19 protein-coding genes and 1 pseudogene are annotated in these 20495 nt (G+C 56.1%); 9 read left to right on the top strand and 11 right to left on the bottom strand.

Annotated elements, in window-relative coordinates:
* The first annotated feature begins 224 nt into the window (after positions 1–224).
* The 4 genes from Q1B15_RS13070 (at position 225) to Q1B15_RS13055 (ending at position 4927) form a co-directional block, all read left to right on the top strand.
* Positions 225–1241 carry an amino acid ABC transporter substrate-binding protein gene (locus Q1B15_RS13070; RefSeq protein WP_299754227.1) on the top strand — a complete coding sequence of 339 codons (1017 nt, stop codon included), beginning with the start codon at positions 225–227 and terminating at the stop codon, positions 1239–1241.
* A 131-nt stretch (positions 1242–1372) separates the two neighbouring features.
* Positions 1373–2602: an ABC transporter permease subunit gene (locus tag Q1B15_RS13065; protein WP_299754225.1), complete on the top strand. Its 1230-nt coding sequence runs from the start codon at positions 1373–1375 to the stop codon at positions 2600–2602.
* A gap of 1 nt (position 2603) precedes the next feature.
* Positions 2604–4148, top strand: coding sequence for an amino acid ABC transporter permease (locus tag Q1B15_RS13060; protein WP_299754224.1), 1545 nt, complete (start codon positions 2604–2606; stop codon positions 4146–4148).
* 11 nt (positions 4149–4159) lie between these two features.
* Positions 4160–4927, top strand: coding sequence for an amino acid ABC transporter ATP-binding protein (locus Q1B15_RS13055; RefSeq protein ID WP_299754222.1), 768 nt, complete (start codon positions 4160–4162; stop codon positions 4925–4927).
* Between the two features lie 61 nt (positions 4928–4988).
* Here Q1B15_RS13055 and Q1B15_RS13050 read toward each other — a convergent pair whose 3' ends face one another.
* From Q1B15_RS13050 to Q1B15_RS13025, 6 genes and pseudogenes are all read right to left on the bottom strand, one after another.
* A complete protein-coding gene (locus Q1B15_RS13050) occupies positions 4989–5495 on the bottom strand; it encodes a histidine phosphatase family protein (protein ID WP_299754220.1) in 507 nt (168 codons plus the stop codon).
* Positions 5496–6129: 634 nt separating this feature from the next.
* A complete protein-coding gene (gene argB / locus Q1B15_RS13045; protein WP_299754217.1) occupies positions 6130–6996 on the bottom strand; it encodes an acetylglutamate kinase in 867 nt (288 codons plus the stop codon).
* Between the two features lie 43 nt (positions 6997–7039).
* Positions 7040–7687, bottom strand: a complete 648-nt coding sequence (gene yihA / locus Q1B15_RS13040) for a ribosome biogenesis GTP-binding protein YihA/YsxC (protein ID WP_299754215.1) — start codon at positions 7685–7687, stop codon at positions 7040–7042.
* Positions 7687–8433: an MOSC domain-containing protein gene (locus Q1B15_RS13035; protein ID WP_299754213.1), complete on the bottom strand. Its 747-nt coding sequence runs from the start codon at positions 8431–8433 to the stop codon at positions 7687–7689. Before Q1B15_RS13035 ends, yihA begins: the two co-directional genes overlap by 1 nt.
* Positions 8430–10322 carry a membrane protein insertase YidC gene (gene yidC / locus Q1B15_RS13030; protein WP_299754211.1) on the bottom strand — a complete coding sequence of 631 codons (1893 nt, stop codon included), beginning with the start codon at positions 10320–10322 and terminating at the stop codon, positions 8430–8432. The genes Q1B15_RS13035 and yidC overlap by 4 nt, the downstream gene beginning before the upstream one ends.
* Before the next feature lie 193 nt (positions 10323–10515).
* Positions 10516–11250, bottom strand: a pseudogene (locus tag Q1B15_RS13025) (EAL domain-containing protein).
* Between the two features lie 320 nt (positions 11251–11570).
* Here Q1B15_RS13025 and Q1B15_RS13020 point away from each other — a divergent pair.
* On the top strand, positions 11571–12113 hold the full coding sequence (locus Q1B15_RS13020) for a DUF3833 family protein (protein ID WP_295451011.1): 543 nt from the start codon (positions 11571–11573) through the stop codon (positions 12111–12113).
* Here Q1B15_RS13020 and Q1B15_RS13015 read toward each other — a convergent pair whose 3' ends face one another.
* Positions 12114–13424 (bottom strand): HlyC/CorC family transporter, encoded by a 1311-nt coding sequence (locus Q1B15_RS13015; protein WP_295451008.1) that lies wholly within the window; start codon positions 13422–13424, stop codon positions 12114–12116. It lies immediately after the preceding gene.
* A gap of 82 nt (positions 13425–13506) precedes the next feature.
* On the opposite strand from Q1B15_RS13015, the gene Q1B15_RS13010 reads away from it, so the two are divergent.
* Complete coding sequence (locus Q1B15_RS13010) at positions 13507–14292, top strand: metallophosphoesterase family protein (protein ID WP_299754208.1); 786 nt, start codon at positions 13507–13509, stop codon at positions 14290–14292.
* A 6-nt stretch (positions 14293–14298) separates the two neighbouring features.
* Here Q1B15_RS13010 and Q1B15_RS13005 read toward each other — a convergent pair whose 3' ends face one another.
* The 3 genes from Q1B15_RS13005 to Q1B15_RS12995 are packed head-to-tail and all read right to left on the bottom strand — an operon-like array spanning position 14299 to position 16884.
* Positions 14299–15225, bottom strand: a complete 927-nt coding sequence (locus Q1B15_RS13005) for a site-specific tyrosine recombinase XerD (RefSeq protein WP_299754206.1) — start codon at positions 15223–15225, stop codon at positions 14299–14301.
* A complete protein-coding gene (locus tag Q1B15_RS13000) occupies positions 15222–16769 on the bottom strand; it encodes a hypothetical protein (protein WP_299754204.1) in 1548 nt (515 codons plus the stop codon). Before Q1B15_RS13000 ends, Q1B15_RS13005 begins: the two co-directional genes overlap by 4 nt.
* Complete coding sequence (locus Q1B15_RS12995) at positions 16750–16884, bottom strand: hypothetical protein (protein WP_299754202.1); 135 nt, start codon at positions 16882–16884, stop codon at positions 16750–16752. The genes Q1B15_RS13000 and Q1B15_RS12995 overlap by 20 nt, the downstream gene beginning before the upstream one ends.
* A 109-nt stretch (positions 16885–16993) precedes the next feature.
* Between Q1B15_RS12995 and Q1B15_RS12990 the strand changes: the two genes are divergently transcribed.
* Together Q1B15_RS12990 and aroB are read left to right on the top strand one after the other, a co-directional pair.
* On the top strand, positions 16994–17575 hold the full coding sequence (locus Q1B15_RS12990) for a shikimate kinase (protein ID WP_295450997.1): 582 nt from the start codon (positions 16994–16996) through the stop codon (positions 17573–17575).
* Positions 17572–18687: a 3-dehydroquinate synthase gene (aroB, locus tag Q1B15_RS12985; protein WP_299754200.1), complete on the top strand. Its 1116-nt coding sequence runs from the start codon at positions 17572–17574 to the stop codon at positions 18685–18687. Before Q1B15_RS12990 ends, aroB begins: the two co-directional genes overlap by 4 nt.
* Before the next feature lie 434 nt (positions 18688–19121).
* On the opposite strand, the gene ssb is transcribed toward aroB, so the two are convergent.
* A complete protein-coding gene (gene ssb, locus Q1B15_RS12980; protein ID WP_295450990.1) occupies positions 19122–19616 on the bottom strand; it encodes a single-stranded DNA-binding protein in 495 nt (164 codons plus the stop codon).
* Positions 19617–19803: 187 nt separating this feature from the next.
* Between ssb and Q1B15_RS12975 the strand changes: the two genes are divergently transcribed.
* Complete coding sequence (locus tag Q1B15_RS12975) at positions 19804–20325, top strand: lytic transglycosylase domain-containing protein (RefSeq protein WP_299754229.1); 522 nt, start codon at positions 19804–19806, stop codon at positions 20323–20325.
* Positions 20326–20495 lie beyond the last annotated feature (170 nt).

Below are 20495 nucleotides of genomic sequence, written 5' to 3'. Positions count from 1 at the left end.
GGTCTATGTGATCGTCCGGGATGGAACAGTTAAGGCTATGATTTCAAAAATCCTTATGAAGGAAGTGGGGTGGCTTAGAAAAGCGGCACCTGCCCTTGACGTGAGTACCTGAATCCTCGCAGACTGCGCGGCACTGGATCGTAGCTTGCTGCGATCCAGCTTTGTGTGAGGCTTGGGAGAGTCTGTACGACCGCTCATTTACGGAAAATCAGGAAGAGGTAAAAATGAACAAGACTATATTTTTTGGCGCCTTGGCGACCGCTGCTTTGGCAGCGGGTGTCGCTGGCGCTTCGACTTTGGACGAAGTTAAAGCACGTGGCAAATTGAACTGCGGCGTGACAACGGGCGTTCCGGGCTTCGCTGAGCCGGATGCAAACGGGGTATGGCAAGGCTTCGACGTGGCTGTGTGCCGCGCGGTTGCTGCAGCTGTTCTGGGTGACCCGACCGCTGTCGAGTTCGTTCCAACAACTGGCAAGACCCGCTTTACAGCGCTTGCTTCGGGCGAGATCGACCTGCTTGCGCGTAACACGACCTGGACTTTCAGCCGTGACGTTGACCTTAAATTCGAATTTACCGGTGTTAACTACTATGACGGCCAGGGCTTCATTGTAAATCGTAATCTGGGTGTTTCGTCGGCCAAAGAACTCGACGGTGCAACCATTTGTATTCAGACCGGCACCACGACCGAGCTGAACCTTGCGGACTTTTTCCGCGGTAACGGCATCTCTTACGAGCCAGTGCCAGTTGAAACCGGTGCAGAAGCCGCCCAGCAGTACACTGCAGGCGCTTGCGACGCTTACACCACGGACGCTTCGGCTTTGGCCGCACAACGTGCAAACTTCGAAGATCCAACGGCACATTCGATTCTGCCTGAGATCATCTCGAAAGAGCCGCTTGGCCCACTTGTTCGCCACGGTGACAGCGAATGGGCTGATATTGCTCGTTGGACGCTGAACGCACTGATCGCTGCGGAAGAGCTTGGTGTGACGTCTGTCAACCTTGCTGAGCTGGCTGCTGGTACCGACAATCCGGAAATCAACCGCTTGTTGGGCAGCGAAGGTGACCTTGGCGGGATGCTGGGTCTAGACAGTGACTGGGCAGTGCGTGCCATCGGCGTTGCTGGCAACTACGGTGAAATCTTTGCAAAGACCATCGGTGAGGCCACTCCAATCGGTCTGGCTCGCGGTTTGAACGCACAGTGGACCAACGGCGGACTTCTTTACTCGCCACCGTTCCGTTAACAACAATAGAAGGGGCGCGATTTAATTCGCGCCCTTTTGCCTTCTGGTCTACTGGTAAGGCCAGACATTGGACCGCGCATGCACCAACAAGAGTGCGAAAATAAGCGCCAATTCGACGGGGAACGTCACTCATGACGACACTTGCCGACCGGCCGGTCACGGCCTCGACCGGGTCATTCAAGCTTTCAATGCTTTTGAACGACTCGCGTTATAGATCCCTAACTTTTCAGTTCATCGCACTTATCGCCATCATCGCCTTTATGGCGTTCGTCGGCGGAAATCTGGTGCGGAACTTGACGGCTGCCGGCCTTAATATCTCCTACGCCTTTTTGGGCGAGCCTTCTGGATACGATATTAACCAGCGTCTTATCGACTATGACAGCCAGTCCAGTCACGGGCGTGCAGCTGTTGTTGGTCTTCTTAATACCCTGCTCGTCGCGTTCCTCGCTTGCATCACCGCCACTATCTTTGGCGTGGTCGCGGGCGTGCTGCGATTGTCGAACAACTGGATCGTCAGCAAGATCATGGCGGTCTACGTCGAGATCTTCCGCAATGTGCCAGTGCTTATCTGGATCCTGATTATCTTCTCGATCATGATCAATGTGGCACCGTCACCGCGCGATTTCAGAGGCGACGACGCCACCGCGTCAATGATGTTTTTTGACACGATCGCTGTGACAAACCGGGGTGTCTACCTGCCCAAGCCGATTTGGGGCGACGGGTCGATGATCGTCGTTGCGGTCTTGCTTGCCTCGATTGTCGGGATTTTCGCGTATCGGCGCTATTCGCGAAAACAGCTTTTCGACCACGGCAAGATGGTTCCGGTTTTGTGGCCGTCGATCGCCTTGTTCTTTGTTCCGGTCATCCTGGTTCAACTGATCCTCGGAAATCCGATCACGCTGTCGTATCCTGAACTTAAGGGATTCAACTTCCGTGGTGGCATCACGATCCTTGGCTCGCTCATCGCGCTTTGGTTCGCTCTGGCGATCTATACCGGGGCCTTTATTGCGGAAAACGTCCGCGCGGGCATCCTTGCGATCTCGAAGGGTCAGACAGAAGCCGCGGGCGCGCTTGGGCTTCGGCCGAACCAGATCATGAGCCTTGTGGTTCTTCCACAGGCGCTCCGGGTCATCATTCCGCCGTTGATTTCGCAATACTTGAACATCACCAAGAACTCGTCGCTTGCGATTGCCGTGGGGTATATGGATGTCACCGGTACGCTTGGAGGGATCACCCTTTTGCAGACGGGTCGCGCGATTGAAACCATCTTATTGCTGATGTTGTTCTATCTCACTGTGTCGCTGTTGATCTCGTTCTTCATGAACATCTTCAACAACCGCATGAAGCTTCAGGAGCGTTGATATGAGTGACACACCTGCTCAAAACGTCGCCTTTGTGCGGACGTCAGAAATTCCACCCTCGCCGCCGCCAACGCGCGAGACGGGAGCGATAAAATGGATCCGTGAGAATCTGTTCTCGGGGTGGTTCAATACCATTCTGACACTGATTGCGCTTTATTTTGTTATTAGCATCGTTTCTGGCGCCGCACCGTGGTTCTACAATGGTGTGTGGGAGGCAGACTCGATCCGTGAATGCCGAGACATCCTGGCAGGCAAGACAGGCGCTTGTTTTGCAGTTCTTGTGGATCGCTGGGACCATTTGGTTTTTGGGTTCAAATATCCGCAAGATGCATACTGGCGTCCGCTCGTTGCATTCTTGTTGCTACTTGTGGCGGCAGCACCTGCGTTGTTTGGCAAGATATTTCCCCGGAAGATGCTGATCTTGACGGCGATCTATCCATTCCTTGCGTATTGGCTGATCTGGGGCGGCACACTTTGGCTTCCCGTCTTGGTCGCTGGATCGATTGTTGCCACGGGCCTTGTGTTTCGTTTGGTTGAGGGCATGGCCGTCAACATGCGTCAGATACTTGCGGGAGTTGTTGGTCTTTTGTTCGGTCTTGGGCTTGCTTGGCTATTGTTCAAAGGGGCGGCCGAGCTGGTCTTTATTGCAAGCAATATTGGTGGCTCCGGTCTAAGTGTCATTCCCTATGCCGTGTTCTGGGCCGCGGGTATTTTCACCTATGTCTGTGTTATCCCAATGGGCATCTTCGTGGGCTATGCGATTTACCAAAGTGCCGAAGACGGTGGGTTGGTAACAATCGTGACGGCGCTGTTCGCGATCTATATCATGCTTGCCTATCTGCTTGGTCCGGTATCCGGCGCTTTTAATAGCATTATTCCACTGGAGCTTCAGGCCGTGCCTTCGCGGGACATGGGTGGGTTCATGCTGTGTATGATCCTTGGAACGGTCTGTGTGACGCTCTCTGTGCCTCTGGGCATTGTGCTGGCGCTTGGGCGGCAGTCGCATATGCCGCTGATTAAGGGCGTCTGCGTGGTCTTCATCGAATTCGTCCGGGGCGTGCCGCTTATCACGCTTTTGTTTGTGGCGAATGTGATGCTGGCCTATTTCTTGCCTCCGGAAACGAGCTTCGATTTGATCCTGCGTGTGATCATCATGATCACGATGTTCTCTTCGGCCTATATTGCTGAGGTGATCCGGGGCGGGCTTGCGGCTTTGCCGAAGGGTCAATACGAGGCGGCCAACAGTCTGGGCCTGAACTATGTGCAGGCCACGCGCCTGATCATCCTGCCTCAGGCGTTGAAGATCTCGATCCCGGGTATCGTCAACGTGGCGGTGGGTTTGTTCAAGGACACGACGCTTGTGTCGGTCATTTCGATGTTCGATATCGTCGGCATGATCCGTGGTCCGATCCAGCAATCGACTGATTGGATCAGCATCTACTGGGAAGTCTACGGCTTTGCAGCGCTGCTGTTCTTCGTCGTTTGCTATTCCATCTCGCAATATTCGCAGTGGCTTGAACGCCAGCTGCAAACAGATCACCGGTAAGGAGCGCGAACATGGCTGAAGCCGCAAAATTGCAAGTTTCGGATGAAGTGGCAATCACCATCCATAACATGAACAAGTGGTATGGTACGTTCCACGTGCTGCGTGACATTGATCTGACGGTCCAGCGGGGCGAGCGGATTGTTATCTGTGGCCCGTCTGGTTCCGGCAAGTCGACGCTGATCCGGTGCATTAACGCATTGGAAGAGCATCAGGCGGGGTCGATCGAGGTTGATGGCACGCTTTTGTCATCGGACCTTAAAAACATCGACAAGATCCGCTCAGAAGTAGGGATGTGCTTTCAGCACTTCAACCTGTTCCCGCACCTTACGATCCTTGAGAATCTGACGCTGGCCCCGATCTGGGTGCGTAAAACGCCCAAGAAAGAAGCCGAAGAAGTGGCGATGCACTACCTTGAGAAGGTGAAAATCCCTGATCAGGCTGATAAGTACCCCGGTCAGTTGTCGGGTGGTCAGCAGCAGCGAGTGGCGATTGCCCGCTCGCTCTGTATGAAGCCGCGTATCATGCTGTTTGACGAACCGACGTCGGCGCTTGACCCTGAAATGATCAAGGAAGTGCTTGATACGATGATCGAGCTTGCCGAAGAAGGTATGACGATGCTGTGTGTGACGCACGAGATGGGCTTTGCCCGTCAGGTTGCGAACCGGGTTATCTTTATGGATGAGGGTCAGATCGTTGAACAAAACGAGCCGGAAGCGTTCTTCCTTACTCCGAAGTCGGATCGTACCAAGCTGTTCCTGAGCCAAATTCTCGGACACTGATTGCGCACCGGCGTTCCACTGATCGGAGAGACTGGACCTTTTGTGTCCGGTCTCTCTCGTTTCAGTCGATCAAATCCCTAGGGACAATCACGTCTTCTACCGTGCCAGTCGCCCACTCAATCGCGCTCCAGTCTGTGGCCTCAAATCGTATGATGGACGTCGCGCCGGTTGGATAGTCGTTGAAGCGGGGATGGGGCGGCGGTTTGGCGACTATTCGTCTGGCGAAGTCTGCGATGCCGGGATTGTGGCAGACGATCATGCATGTCGGGGCTGTTTGTGTGCGCAAGACACCTAAAATCGTCTGCGCGCTTGCAAGATAGAGCGCTGGATTGCTTTCCATCGTCGCGGTTTCGGGGAAATGGTGGGCCATTCGGCTCCAGGTTTCGACTGTGCGACGGGCCCCGGAAACGAGCACAAGATCTGGCAGGTATCCATGTGCCGTCAACCATGCGCCAATCACATCCGCCGAGCGGCGTCCGCGTTCATTCAGGGTACGATCGAAGTCGTCAAGCTTGGGGTCGCCCCAGCTTGATTTCGCATGACGTGTCAGGATCAGGGTCAGCGGCATGGGTGGAACTGGTCCATATGAAAAGCGTTTTGTGCTTCTATCCTGTGATACTTTTGGCTTTGAGGGCAAGTGCTGCGTACCTGGCAGCCAGTTTCCATGCAGTGTTGCCCCGGCGACGTGTCCAAATAGCTGTGGCAAGCGGTTAAGCCGTAGCCCTGCACCGTGAGTGCCTGTGCGGGGCAGGCAGAAAGGCATGGCTTCACGATGCAGGTATGGCATGGGCAGGCCGACGGTGCGGGGAGGTCAAGCAATTCAGGCACGAGGATTGCGCCGCGAAAAGAGACCCAGAGACCTGCGGTGTCATGGACAAGCAGATGAACCGGGGAGGACCACGCGCGACCCGATCGGACGGCCCAGGATAGAAAGGGCTGAACCGGGTCGCCGAACGGGAAGCGAGGCTCTGCGCCTAAATCCATTGCGGCCTTCGTGATGACGCGTTTTGACCAGCGGTCCAGCGGATCGTTCGCCCTATCGAGGTATTCGGGTGATCGGCTGAAATATGGCCAAAACCCCGGTTCCTGGGGTCCTAGAAGAACGACCGTTTTCGCATCGAGTTTGTCTGCTTTTGTGGTGTGAAAGGCGCCGAATACGTCGAGGTAATCCACGCCTGCGCGCGCTGCAATCATTGCGAGCGTCATCGCGCCGGGCGAATAAGGCTGCCTGCGCCGTGATCCGTGAATAGTTCGAGCAAACACGCATTTGGCGCACGCCCATCAAGAATGACGACAGCCCGTACGCCGCCTTCGATGGCAGCAAGCGCGGTTTCGGTTTTGGGGATCATACCGCCAGAGATTGTCCCGTCAGCCGTCAGCGCGCGAATTTGCGGCGGCGTTATTTCGGTGAGGACCTGACCATCCCGGTCTTTGACGCCCTCGACGTCGGTCAACAACAGAAGGCGATCCGCAGCGAGACTTGCGGCGATTGCGCCCGCGGCCGTGTCGCCATTGACGTTGAAGGTCTCGCCGTTGCGGCCTGCACCGATGGGCGCAATGACGGGGATATTCTCGGCATCCGTAAGTGTGCGCAGAATAGTGGGGTCCAAATCAGCGGGCGTTCCCACGAAGCCGAGGTCGACATCTGTTTGATCGCAGATCATCAAATTGGAGTCTTTGCCGGACAAGCCAACTGCCCGTCCGCCCTGACTGTTGATCGCTTGCACGATCCGCTTGTTTACAAGACCGGATAAGACCGCTTCGACAACTTCAACGGTTGCTGCGTCGGTCACACGTTTGCCATTCACGAACTCAGACTGAATATTCAGTCGCCCAAGCATTTCGTTGATCATCGGGCCGCCGCCGTGGACCACAATCGGGTTCACGCCGACCTGACGCATGAGGACGATGTCTCGCGCAAAGCCATCCATGGCGTCATCGTCGACCATGGCGTGTCCGCCGAATTTGATGACGATGGTCGCACCTTCATAGCGCTGCAGATATGGCAGCGCTTGACTTAAGGTGCTGGCGGTTGCGATCCAGTCGCGGTTCATATCGCGGGGTCTCATATATGTCCTCTTGCCGCTTGGTTAGAGCTTTGTGGAGGCAGGCTCAAGCCAGCGTGGCAATGATCGCGCGAAGCGTGTCTATCCCGTCGCCCTTTTCAGACGAGGTCAGCACAATCTCAGGGAAAGCTGCCGCGTGTTTTGAAAGTGCGGCGCGGACCTGTTCCAACACTTTTTCGCGGTCGTGAGCTTTGACTTTGTCGGCCTTCGTCAACACGGCTTGGAAGGTCACGGCAGTGGTGTCGAGCTGTGCCAGAATTTCTTCGTCGACCGATTTGACGCCATGGCGCGCATCGATCAGCACGAAAGCGCGGCGCAGGTTTGGGCGGCCCGCGAGATAGGCCTTCAACAGGCGCTGCCATTTCTCGACGACTTTGACGGGTGCGTTTGCGAATCCATACCCTGGCAAGTCGACCAGATAGCGTTCTTCACCGAGGGTGAAGAAGTTGATCTCCTGGGTGCGGCCGGGCGTGTTGGAGGCGCGTGCAAGGCCTCTTCGCCCCGTTAGAGAATTGATCAAGCTGGATTTTCCAACATTCGAGCGCCCCGCAAAACAGACTTCAAGCCGATCCGCCGGTGGCAAGCCATCCATTGCGACGACGCCTTTGAGAAAATTGGTTTCTCCGGCAAAGAGCCTTCGTCCCATTTCCAGTTCGGAGGGCTCAAAGGCTGCGAGGGGAAATTGCATTTTCATCATAGAACCTCGACGGGCGCTTTAAGGGCGACGTGGCCATTCTCGACAACTGCGGCGTAGACACCGAACTCCTGGTGACCAAGGTCATTCAAAGTCCCAAGCACATCCACGTCGCGATGACCGGTGTCCGGGTTTGCCATAGTTGCCTTGCAGCGTGTGATCTGCTGTTTGACTTCAAGGACGGCGTCTCCGACCCGAATGCGCTTGCCTATCCATTTGGCTTCATCCCAGGCAGCAAGCCCGTCAATCCAAATATTTCCACGGAACCTATGTGGAGACAAGTCGGTGCCGGCACGGTGAGATAGTGCCTTCAGAGACGCTGTGGAATTGATCGAAATCCAAGGGTCCGGCACATCCGTCAGGTGCGCGTTGGAGGCCCTGTAAATGTGGGTCGGTGACGGAAGGTCGATGGGCCAAAGATCATGGAGCCACTCCAAAAGCGCGGCTTCGCCTTCAGAGGTGTCCGGGCTGATAGTGATTTGATCCAGCGCAGGATGTGACACCGTCAAAGACTTGGTTGTGGTATCGAGTGTTGTCTCGATCGCCATCAAAGACGGGGCGGCGACTCCCCTTAGAAAATTGACCTTTTTTGCCCAGCCACCGTCCAGCTTCGAGCGCCTGTGCGCAACGGCCCATTTGCGATCGAAGGGCAGCCATTTGCCAGCGCTTAATTCTACTTCTGCGAGTGATTCCCGGCCGATAGATTTCAGCGGGTGGCGCAAGATCTGGTTGACGGTGGGCGTCATTTTTTTGACTTCGGGCCCGGCTTCTTGGACGGCGCGCTGTCTTTTTTAGGGGCGTCTGGCTTGTCGGTCGCCTTTGGCCCCGAGCGAATGTTGCCCCAAATGTCTGGCTTATAGCCGTGCATACGCATGATGGTGTACTGCTGCACGAACGTGATGGTGTTGTTCGCGATCCAGTAGACGACAAGGCCACTGGCGAAACTGCCAAGCATGAACATGAAAACCCAAGGCATCCAGGCAAAGATCATTGCCTGTGTTGCGTCCGTCGGGGCGGGGTTGAGCTTTTGCTGGAGGAACATTGAAATGCCCAGCAAGAGCGGCAAGATGCCGATGAAGATCAGGGCCAGAATACTTCCGGCATCCGGTGCCGCGAAGGGCAGCAGGCCGAATGCGTTGAAGAATGAAGTCGGATCGGGAGCGCTCAGATCTTGGAATGGCCCGAAGAAAGGCGCGTGCCGAAGTTCAATGGTGACGAAGATCACCTTGTACAGCGAGAAGAAGATCGGGATTTGGAGAAGAATGGGCAGACAGCCGGACGCCGGATTTACCTTTTCCTTTTTGTAGAGACCCATCATCTCGGTCTGAAGCTTTTGGCGGTCATCGCCTGTGCGCTCTTTGATTTTCTCCATCTCTGGCTGGAGCTCTTTCATCTTCGCCATGGAGATGTAGGACTTCCGCGCCAGCGGGAACAGAATCCCTTTTATGAGGAGGGTCAGGGCAATAATAGATAGGCCCATGTTTCCGATGACCAAGTTCAGTTCATGGAGAATGAAGAAGATTGGCTTTGTCAGGAATTGAAACAAACCCCAGTCGATTGATTCGACAAAACCGTCGATGCCGGTTTGATCAGAAAACCCGAAAAAGTACGACACGGAATCGCGGAGGCCAATGACGTTGCGACCCGCCTCGTAATTGCGGATGGTGTCCCATTCCTTTGCGCCAGCAAAGACGCGCGTCGTCGTTTCGCGCGAGGTTCCCGCAGCGACGTCGATCGTGGGATATACGGTCAAAGCCTGGTAGACGTCCGAACCGGCGACGTATTGTATGCGGGACGTGTGAGGCGTATTTTCCTCTGGGATCAGCGCGGTCATCCAAAAGTGGTCTGTGAACCCGACATAGCCACTTTCTGTGATCTGGGCTTCGGAGGTCTCGCCGAGGATGTCGTCGTAGTCGATCTCGCTTAGGACGCCATCAACCATCTGGATCGCGCCTTCGTGCAGGATGAAGAAGCCCATAAGGTCTTGGGGCTCGCCATGGCGGGCTACAATCCCGTATGGTGCCACTCGAATTGCGTTCTCTGTCGGGTTTTCGACGGCTTGCGCCACCGTGAACATGAACTTTTCATCAATCGAAATTGTGCGGCGGAAGATAAGGCCAGCGGGGCTGTCCCAGCGCAAAACGATTGGGGTGTTTGCGGTCAGTTTTGTGCCACTTTCAGCAGACCATATGGTGTCCGGGCCTGGAACGTCATCCCCGCTGAGGCTGCCTCCCGGCGCCCACCCAAACACGGTGTAATAGGGTTGTTCGGTACCGATTGGCGCGAGCAACTCGACCTTATCCGTCCCGCTGAGTTCTTCTTCGTAATCGTTCAGGAAGAGCGTGTCGATACGACCACCAGCCAATGAGATGGACCCGGTGAGGCTTTCGGTTTCGATGTCGAGGCGCGGCGCGTTTGCCGTTGTGGTTTGTATCGCGTCCGGTGCCGCTGCTCCGCCGTCGGCACTCGTCGGTGCGCCCGTTGCAGACTCGGCTTCGGGAAGGACAACCACACCGTTTTGCGTAACCGCATTCGGTTCAACCGCGTCCGGGGGCGGAAATAGAATAAACCAGGCGAAGAGTACGGCTGTACTCAACACCATAGCCAGCAGAAGGTTCCTGTTCTGGTCGTCCATTGAGTGCCACCTGGGGTTTTGGATTGGAGGTGGTTCAACCGTCCGGCGGCCCAAAGGTCAAGCGTTTTCGGTCACGAAAGCGTGCAGTTGCTGTCTTCTTGTGAGGATCAATTGGGCTGAGGCTGGGATTGTGGCGCATCGTGAGCAACTATGAACCCACGGTTTTGGCGGATGGAAGTGGCACAGGGGGCTGTCAAGGCAGACCCAGACGACAATCCCCCATCCATGCCACACTATAATCACGCGGCAGGAGACGGGCAAGATTGAAGCCCTGAATATGGGCGCAACCGAATTGGGCGAGGAGCGTATGCTCCTCGGGAGTTCCAACACCTGCTGCAAGGGGTTCAATGCCTAATTGCTCGGACATCGCAAGCAAGGCCGAGACCAGAGTGCGGTGATCTGCATCCGCGTCGACACGGGAAATGAGCTGTCGGTCGATTTTCAGGCGCGACACCGAGAATTTCCGAATATTCAGGATGCTTGTGTAACTGGCCCCGAAATCGTCGTGGTCACTCAGGCATCCCATTGCCGCCGTCGCCCGAAGGTTGCGGGAAATGATGTCCTCTTGCGACTTGGCGATACCGTTTTCCAAGACCACGATCGGTAGACCATCTGGCATGAGACCAAAGCGATCAAGTTCCCATTGCAAAACCCGGGAAGGCGAGGGTTGTGGAGTTCATCGGTTGAGGAATTGACGGATACCGAAGGGATGTTAAAATCGGCATGGCACCCATGTGCGGAGGGGGCTCAACGCGTGGCTCGGTACGACTTCTGCAATGCGTTGCGACAGTCCAAGTTGCTCAATCAACCCTAAAAGTGACGCAGGAGAGATAAGACCAGGCGTCGGGTGGTCTCTGCGTGCTAGCGCCTCAAGACCAGTGATCTCGCCGGTATGAGTTGAGACCTTTGGTTGATAGCACGCAACTATCTGCCCGTTTCGAGGGGTGATGTGACCTGGTCAGCGAGTTCATTATCGCTTCGTGGAGCCTTGCCATAGGCTGATTTGTAAGTCCAAACCGCCCCCGGACCATCATCATGCGCTCCAGAATAATAGTTTGCGCGCCCGGAAACTGTTCGCTTTTATGTCAACTGATCGCACAACATGCTCCGGGCCGGCCAAGGCAGAGGTTTGTAGAGCACCCCAGAATATATTACTTGTGAATGCCGGGTGGGGGTTTTCGGGACTTCGGGAAAGCGCGCCTGCATCCGGTTCGCGACCTGCTGCGTAAAAGAACGAAGGAGTCTAGAATGCGCACTCTCATCATTGTTTTATCTTTCGTCGCACTGGCGGCTTGCACGGGCAAGCCTGGGGGCGGGGACGTCGTTCTTAGTGACAGGAAACTTGATCTGGAAACCTTCTTTGTCGGCACAAGCGTCGCGCGCGGTCAGTTTCAGGATGTGTTTGGAACTGTCCGTCGCAGATTTGATGTAACGATCACCGGCACGTATGACGGAGAGACGCTGAAACTTGTAGAAGACTTTGTCTATGAGGATGGCGCGACCGAACGGCGGGTCTGGACGCTTGAGAAGACAGGCGAAGACCGCTGGCAGGGAACGGCTCCGGGTGTCGAGGGGGTCGCCACCGGCATCGAACGGGGCGATACGTTCAACTGGCGGTACACCATTGATTTGCCAGTGCCATCGGCTGACGGATCGGTCGAAACAATCAAAGTGACATTTGACGACTGGATGTGGCTTTTGTCCGATGATCGTCTGTTGAACCGCGCTTATGTGAAGCGTTTTGGCGTCGACATCGGTGATGTGATCATCATCTTCGAAAAAGACACGTGATCAGATCAGCTGGCGGATTTTTAGCCGTGTGATGCGGTTGTCCTGTCGATCAAGGATTTCAAATCGGAACCCATGAAACGAAAAAGTCTGCCCCTTGGACGGGATGGATTGCGCCTCGTGGATCACAAGGCCCGCGATAGTATTGGCTTCCTCGTCGGGCAGGCTCCAGTCTGTTGCGCGGTTCAGGTCGCGGATGGTCATGGCGCCGTCGACGATGACGTCTCCGGCATCTGTGCGGCGCAGTGGCGAGTCCTCGCCGATGTCGAATTCATCGGTAATCTCGCCGACGATCTCCTCCAGGATGTCTTCCAGAGTGATCAGGCCTTCCAACGCCCCGTATTCGTCAACAACCAAAGCAAAGTGTGTCGACCGCCGCAGGAACTGCCGCATTTGCTCATCAAGTGTTGTCGTTTCAGGTACGAAGTAGGGCTTCATAGCAACGTCGAGGATGTCAAAGCCCTCAAAGGGGCCTTCTACATCGGACTGTTCAGCGCGACGGACAAACATCGCGCGCAGGAGATCCTTTGAGTGGATGACGCCAACGATATTTTCTTTTTGGCCGCGGAAAACGGGCAGGCGGGTGTGAGCCGAGGCAAGACATAGCTCAAGAACCTGAGCGGGCGGCAAATCGGCGTCGATCATTTCGATCTGACTGCGATGCAGCATGATTTCTTCGACTGTGCGGTCCGCGAGATCCAAAGCCCCTAGAATGCGGTCGCGGTCTTCTTTTTCGACGACCCCTTCGGAATGGCCAAGCTGCAAAGCTCCGGCGATTTCTTCGCGCATCGACATGATGCGACTGTCGGGATCAATCCGCACGCCAAACAAAAGCAAGACGCCGCGCACGATAAGCCGCACAAAGTTAACCACTGGTGCAAAAATTGTGACAAGCACCTGAATGGGCGCGGCAACGGCCGATGCCGCGCGTTCGGGGTCTGAAATGGCGTAGGTTTTCGGCAGAACCTCGGCGAAGATCAAAACAAGGGCTGTCATGACAAGCGTTGCAAAGACCACGCCGCTTTCGCCGAAAAGCCGGGTAAAAAGCGCTGTGGCCAGCGATGCGGCCAAGATGTTGACCAGGTTATTTCCCAGAAGAACCGCGCCGATCAGTCGTTCGCTGTCTTCGGTGATGTGCAGCGCGCGTTCGGCCCCTTTTGAGCCTTTCTCGGCCTTCGATTTCAACTTGCCACGGGACGCGGCTGTAAGGGCGGTTTCCGATCCCGAGAAAAATCCCGAAAGGATCAAAAGAGCCAGGATCGAACCGACGGTGATCCAGAAGGCGGCATCAAGCATTTGTGAAGAGGGGTCCATAGGTCATGACAAAGGATAAGTTTGAGGTGTTATGGGGGCTGAGGTCCAGTCGTTCAAGGGAACATTCATAGGATATGTGGCAATGAAGGTTCAGGATTTTGGCCGGTTTGATGGTCCTTTGGTCCTTTCTGGGGGCGTTTATTCTAATTTTCAGGCCTTGGAAGCATTGATCAAGGCCATCGGTGATCGCCCGGCGATCTGTACCGGTGATGTGGTTGCGTATTGTGCAGATGCATCGGCTTCGGTTGCCTTGGTGCGCCAGAGCGGCTGGCCTTTGGTTGCCGGGAATTGCGAGCGTCAGATTGCGGATGCGGCAAGCGATTGTGGCTGCGGTTTCGGTCCAGGCAGCACATGTGAGATGCTTTCGCGCGGCTGGTACCCCCATGCGGCGGCCCAGATAGGCCCAAACGACAGGGCATGGATGGCGGCCCTGCCTGATATCGGGATTTTTCAACAAGGCGAACGGCGCTACGCGGTTCTTCATGGTGGTGCGACCGCAAACAACCGTTTTCTTTGGCCCTCAACTGCGGCAGAGGACTTCGAGGACGAGATTAATGCCCTGGAGGCCCTAACCGGGCAGATTGACGGCATCGTTGCGGGGCACTCGGGTATCGCTTTTCAAAGACGGCTTGGAGACTACAGTTGGATCAATGCGGGTGCGGTCGGAATGCCACCGCATGATGGCCGACCTGAGACACGGTTTGCTGTTCTGGATCGGGGGGACGTGACGTTTGAGCGGCTTTCTTACGATGTGCATGCCGCCATAAACGCGATGCAGGGGGCGGGGCTGGTGCAGGGCTATGACGTCGCTTTGCAAATAGGGCTTTGGCCAAGCGAGGACATCCTGCCAGACGAATTGCGACGCTAGGGCGGGCTAGTCTTGCGCCATTGGATGGTGTTCGAGCACCAGATCACGCAGTCGCTCCTCAAGAACATGCGTATAAATCTCGGTGGTTCCGACATCGGCATGGCCCAGCAACGTCTGGATGACTCTCAGGTCGGCTCCATGCGCCAAAAGGTGCGTCGCGAAGGCATGTCGAAGCGTGTGCGGCGTGACGTTTGCAGGAGACACTCCCGCTGCGACCGCAAATTCCTTGATCATCAGGTAGAACCGGTGCCGGGTCAGATGGCCCGCTTTGCTGCGCGACGGGAAGAGGAACTTCGAGGGTGTGGCCGCCTTTGCTATGCGCGCGGTTTCCTCGGTCTCATCCCATCTTTTGAGCCACTCGACGAGAGCGCCTTGTGCCGGTGGCGACAATGGGACCATGCGCTCTTTTCCGCCTTTCCCACGCACCAGAAGCATCTGTGGATTTCCGCGCGCGGCCGACACGGGAAGCGAGACCAATTCACTGACGCGCATGCCGGTCGCGTAAAGGAGCTCCATCAGGCAGGTGTTGCGCAAGCGATCGCCGGCGCGGCCGCTGTCGCGCGAGGCTGAAAGCAAAGCGTCGACCTCGGCTTCTGTCAGGGTTTTCGGCAAAAGTTTGCGACGCTTTGGCCCAGAAATACGCAAAGCCGGGTTGTCTGCGCGCCAGCCTTCCTCAAAGGAAAACCGATACAACTGACGGATCGCAGAAAGACGGCGCGCGCGTGTGGATTGCGCAAGGCCAGAGGCTTCAAGATCAACGAGATAGCTTTCAATATCGGTTTGCGTGGCCTCCATCAGACCCATTTTGTGGACTGTGCACCAGCCGCTGAAGTCATTCAGATCGCGCGCATAGGCGAGCTGCGTGTTCACGGCTGCATCAAGTTCGGCTGCTTGCGCTTCCAAGAAAGTCGAGATGAGGCGCGCATCGCTCATATCTGACTATCTTCCAAGAGTAATTCGGCCGAAATGCGTCGTGCAAGGATATCCAGATCAAATGACATCAGAAGGGAAAGCGCGTCGGCGATGGCATTCGGGTCAGCGTCCATCCCTTCAGCAAGAACAGCGATGGCTTTCAAAAGCGCTTCGCCGCGCCGATTTTCGCGGACCAGCATGCGGTAGCTCTCGCTTGGCGCAAGGCCCGACAGACTTCGGCGAACAGCGATCGCAAGCGGTGCTGCATTCCTGATTTCAAAGGGCGAATTCGTTAATATGGCGAGAAGCGTTTGGTCGTCTGCGGACGATCCGGCGTATTGGCGGGCCATATCAATATTGTTGCTGAACAAGGCGATCTCAAACGCCGTATGGTGGGCGCGCCGCTGTAGCGTGACTGTCTGAATATGCTCGGCGATCCATGGGGCCAAAGCGGCGTGGTAGCCGACAGAAACTGCCGCATCCCAGGCGGGCGGCAGCGTTCGACTAATCTCTGCCGCATTCCCGTCGACTAAGGCCGCGCGGACAGCCTGAATGGCGGCGACCCTGCTCCAGATACCACCAGAGGCGGAAGGCCGTCGGTCTGACATGACGCCGAGAAGCCCTTCAGCCGAAAGCGCGCCCGCTGCGGTCAGCCTTTCGGCGGCGCGCAATCGGATGCGCCAGCCTACGGTTTCGGACAGATCGGCGACGCCGAAAGCCATCGGAAGAGCGTCTGTCTGAGGCCGCTCGCCGATAGCTTCATACAAGCGAAACAGCAGAGGCGAGATCGAGGCGGGTCGAGGCAGAAGCTTTTCGCCCTCGAACAGATCAGGATCGAGAAAATGGAGAAGAAGCTGGTCTTCAGTGTTGGACAAGATGCCTAGCGCTTCTGCTGTGCCAAGGGTCAATGCGGCTACGTCCCATTCACCGTTTCTGGCAAGGCAAAAAATACGGGTCGGGAATGTCGGCGAAATATCCTGGTTCGTCGAGATGATCTGGCAGGCGCCGGCCTCGGTTCCCTTTAGCAATGCGATATCGAACGATCTTCGAAATCGTTGAGGCTCCGGTGGGCCGGCGGCTTCGATCAGGGCCTCGGCCTCATCGAGTTTTGCGAGTGCGAGAAGCGTATCAAGTCGGGCCAGGAAAAGGCTGTTGTCGACGGCAGCGTCGACTGGCGGGTTGAAATCCGCTTGAATGAGCGACGCGAAATAGGCTCGCAGTGTCGGGGTCGTGATCTCGGGGACCGCAAGAAGAGCGCGGGCCAGGTCACTTGCCGAGCTTAAACCCCAAAGAGTCTCCGAAAGGCCGATGTCTTCGGCAGGGAAAAGGCCTGCATCATCCGCCACGGGTGCGCCAAGCGTCGACACGGTCACTGTCGGCACCGGAGATGCGGGCGGTGCAATCGGCGGAACGACTTTAACGGCCGGGGGAAAAGACACCGAATCAGATAGCCAGTCGATGGCCGATAGCGGTTCACCCGCGCCACTTTGCGCCGCTTGCGCGGAGAGTGGTTCGGTCGCCAGCACCAAAACAAGTGCCGCAAATTTAGTTCGTGTCCAGTTCAACTGGTTCGCTCACATCCTGTTGTCCCGGGCGTAAATCGCCCAGATAGGCATATCCTACGACTGTCACGGCGATCAACACCACCAGGACGAACAGGAGCTTCAATAAACGGAGCATCCAAATTACCCTTTTGCCTCTGACCCTTGGCGGGCCCCCTGCCGCGTGCACACGGTTCTCATGGCCATTTATAACTGGTCTTTTCGGCAAGATCACGCCATTCACACCAATGAAGTCAAAAGATAAGCGGGACGCTGCCGTTTTGCCATTCCAGCTCAAAAAAACTGTCGCCCTTGTGGGGATGATGGGGTCGGGGAAGTCTGCCATTGGCACGGCTTTGTCGCGTCGATTGGCGGTCCCTTTTCTGGACAGTGATGCCGAGATAGAAGCCGCCTCCAATATGGCGATCGCCGAGATTTTCGAGGCTTACGACGAGCCGTTTTTTCGCGAAAAAGAGGCTCAGGTGATCATGCGACTTCTGGAGACCCAGGTCGGGGTTCTTTCGACGGGCGGTGGTGCGTTTTTGCAATCGACCAACAGAGAGGCTATTTCTCATTATGGGATCGCTGTTTGGCTGCGGGCTGATATTGATCTTTTGTGGAGCCGCGTCAGCCATAAAACGACGCGTCCGCTTTTGCTGACTGACAACCCGCGCGCCACATTGGAAACCCTATATGCCGCGCGCGTGCCGGAGTATTCGAAGGCAGAATTGGTCGTTGATGCGCAGGAAGGCTACTCGATTGAGAAAATGACGGACAAAGTGATCGAGGTCCTGTTAACCCGCTCGGATATCCTTGAGGAGGTTCTATGACCATCCAAACTGTCCATGTCCCGCTTGGTGACCGTTCTTATGATGTGCGGATTGGAACGGATTTGTTGTGCCGAGCAGGGGCTGAGATTGCACCGCTTTTACAGCGAAAGCACGTTGCAGTTATCACAGAAGATAGGGTTGCCGGGCTGCATCTTGCGGGACTTCATGCAGGGCTTGCGGCGGAAGGGATAACGATGTCCTCTCTCTCGCTGCCACCGGGCGAGGGGACCAAAAACTGGGACGGACTGACTTGCGCTGTTGAGTGGCTGTTGAGCGAGCGATTTGAGCGGCGCGACGTTGTCATCGCGCTTGGCGGTGGCGTGATCGGCGATTTGGTGGGCTTTGCCTCGGCTGTGACACGTCGCGGATTGCGGTTTGTGCAGGTGCCGACGTCACTTCTGGCTCAGGTTGACAGTTCGGTTGGCGGGAAAACCGGGATTAACACGTCACATGGGAAGAACCTTGTGGGTGCGTTTCATCAACCCTCGCTTGTTTTGGCCGATGTGGACTTGCTGGATTCTTTGTCGACACGCGATTTCCTTGCCGGGTACGGCGAGGTGGTGAAATACGGGCTTCTGGGCAACGCAAACTTCTTTGAGTGGCTCGAGAAAAACGCGCTGTCTATGGCCATGGGGGACGCAGGTTTGCGGGCTGAGGCCGTCCGCGTTTCGGTGCAGATGAAGGCGGATATTGTCGAGCGTGACGAGACCGAACAAGGGGATCGCGCACTTTTGAACTTGGGACATACTTTTTGTCATGCGCTTGAAGCGGCGACGGGATATTCCGACCGGCTCTTGCATGGGGAAGGGGTCGCAATAGGCTGTGCGCTTGCATTTGAGGTCTCGGCGCAAGCCGGGCTGTGTTCGCAAGAAGATCCAAGCCGTGTGCGCGACCACCTAAAGAAAATGGGAATGAAGACAGATATCCGCGATATTCAGGGCGATTTGCCGGATGCTGATGGGTTGCTTGATCTCATGGGGCAGGACAAGAAAGTGATAGATGGCGCGCTGCGCTATATCATGGTGCGTGGGATCGGGCAGGCCTTCGTGACAAGTGATATTCCTCGCGGTGTCGTTCACAGCGTTTTGCAAGACGCCTTAAAAGGACGTTAAGGGCGTCGCAGGATCATGCCGAATTTGGCGTTGTCACCGAATCCGACTGAGGCATAAAGGCCCTTCGCGCCTCGGCCTTGGCCTGTCAACAGCATGATCTTGAAGCAGCCATTGGCCTAAGCGGCCTCCACCGCTGCTACCAACACCTGTTTGCCGATGCCTTTTCTAAGGTGGGCTTCAGCATTGACGACGTTTTCTTAAAGCGCATAGGGGCTACCGCCCCAGGTGACGTTCGCCAGCACATGGAGGGTGAACATCGCCACAATCCGATCGGCCATTTGCGCCCAAACACTTCTGCACTGCCCTGTCCAAGGACGGTCCCAAAATCTTCAGGGACAAAAACAGTCGGACCGTCCGTCAGCTCAGCATAAAGCGAAAGGGCATCTTCGGTATCGGCGTCATTGAGACGCCAAACCGCAATACTCATCGCTGGTTCAGAACGGGATCTCGTCATCGAGATCACCGCCGGCAGGAGCAGGCTGGTTGCCACCGCCACCTCCGCCACTACTGTAGCTTGATCCACTGTCGTAGCCGCTGCCGCGGTCATCGCCATAGCCACCGCCACCATCACCACCGCTGCGGCCGTCCAGCATGACCATTGTCGAATTATAGGGACGCAAAACAACCTCGGTCGAATAGCGATCCTGACCGGACTGATCTTGCCATTTGCGGGTCTCAAGCTGGCCCTCAAGGTAAACCTTGGAGCCCTTTTTCAAGTATTGCTCGGCCGTCCGGGCAAGTGGTTCGGAGAAAATCGCGACCGAGTGCCATTCCGTGCGCTCGCGCTGCTCTCCCGAGCTTTTGTCTTTCCAGCGGTCTGATGTGGCAATCCGCAAGTTGCAGACTTTTCCGCCGTTCTGAAAGGTGCGCACTTCTGGGTCGCGACCCAGATTGCCCACGATAATCACTTTGTTGACCGACCCTGCCATTTTTGCCTCCCGACGAATCTCTTCAAAAGTTGGCGCGAGATTACACATGGGTTCTCAGGGTTAACAGGGCGTGAAGTGTTAGCAGACTGGAATTTTAAAGAAAAAACAATTAGAGTTGGTGAGTGTTTTTATGGAGTGAGTGATTTTGCGTGCTCTTGGGGGGTGTGCGGCTGTGTTTAGCCTCGTTTTGGCGGGTGCTGGCTCGGCGGCAGACATATCTGACAAAATGACAGGGTTTGAACGCCAGTTGCGTGTGCTTGATGGGCGCGCGGCGCAGCAATACGCGCATTCTAGCAGGCTACGACCGGATGAATCCACAGGTGTTCCGGCCTATTCCGGGGCATATCGTGGCACGCTTTTGAAAGAAGCGCGCGGTGCGGCGCGCCGATACAATGTGCCGGAGAACCTGTTCTTGCGATTGGTGGATCAGGAATCGCGGTGGAACATCAAGGCTGTGTCTCCGAAAGGTGCGCGCGGTCTTGCCCAACTTATGCCTGACACCGCGCGCGCTCTCAGGGTCAATCCGGACGACCCGAGCGAAAACCTTGAAGGTGGCGCGCGATATCTTGCGCAGCAATATGCGCGCTTCCGGACATGGCGACTTGCCTTGGCGGCCTATAACGCCGGTCCGGGGGCGGTTGAGAAATACGGTGATGTGCCGCCATTCAGAGAAACGCAAGACTACGTCAGAACCATCCTCGGCGAGTAACACGCAGGCATAGCGAGGTGTTTGCGTTCCGTCTGCGAGTAGACTTTTTCGCCCAAGGGCCAAGGCGGTGCGCCATCCTCACAGCGTGATCATAGTATGTGATCGGGGCCCTCCGCCTCTCGGAAGACCCAACCAAACTGCTGCTGACATACAGCTGTCAGCATGGTCTG

The sequence above is a fragment of the uncultured Boseongicola sp. genome (genome assembly GCF_937988555.1).
Classification (GTDB): Bacteria; Pseudomonadota; Alphaproteobacteria; order Rhodobacterales; family Rhodobacteraceae; genus Boseongicola.
This window is presented reverse-complemented; position numbering and strand designations above follow the sequence as displayed.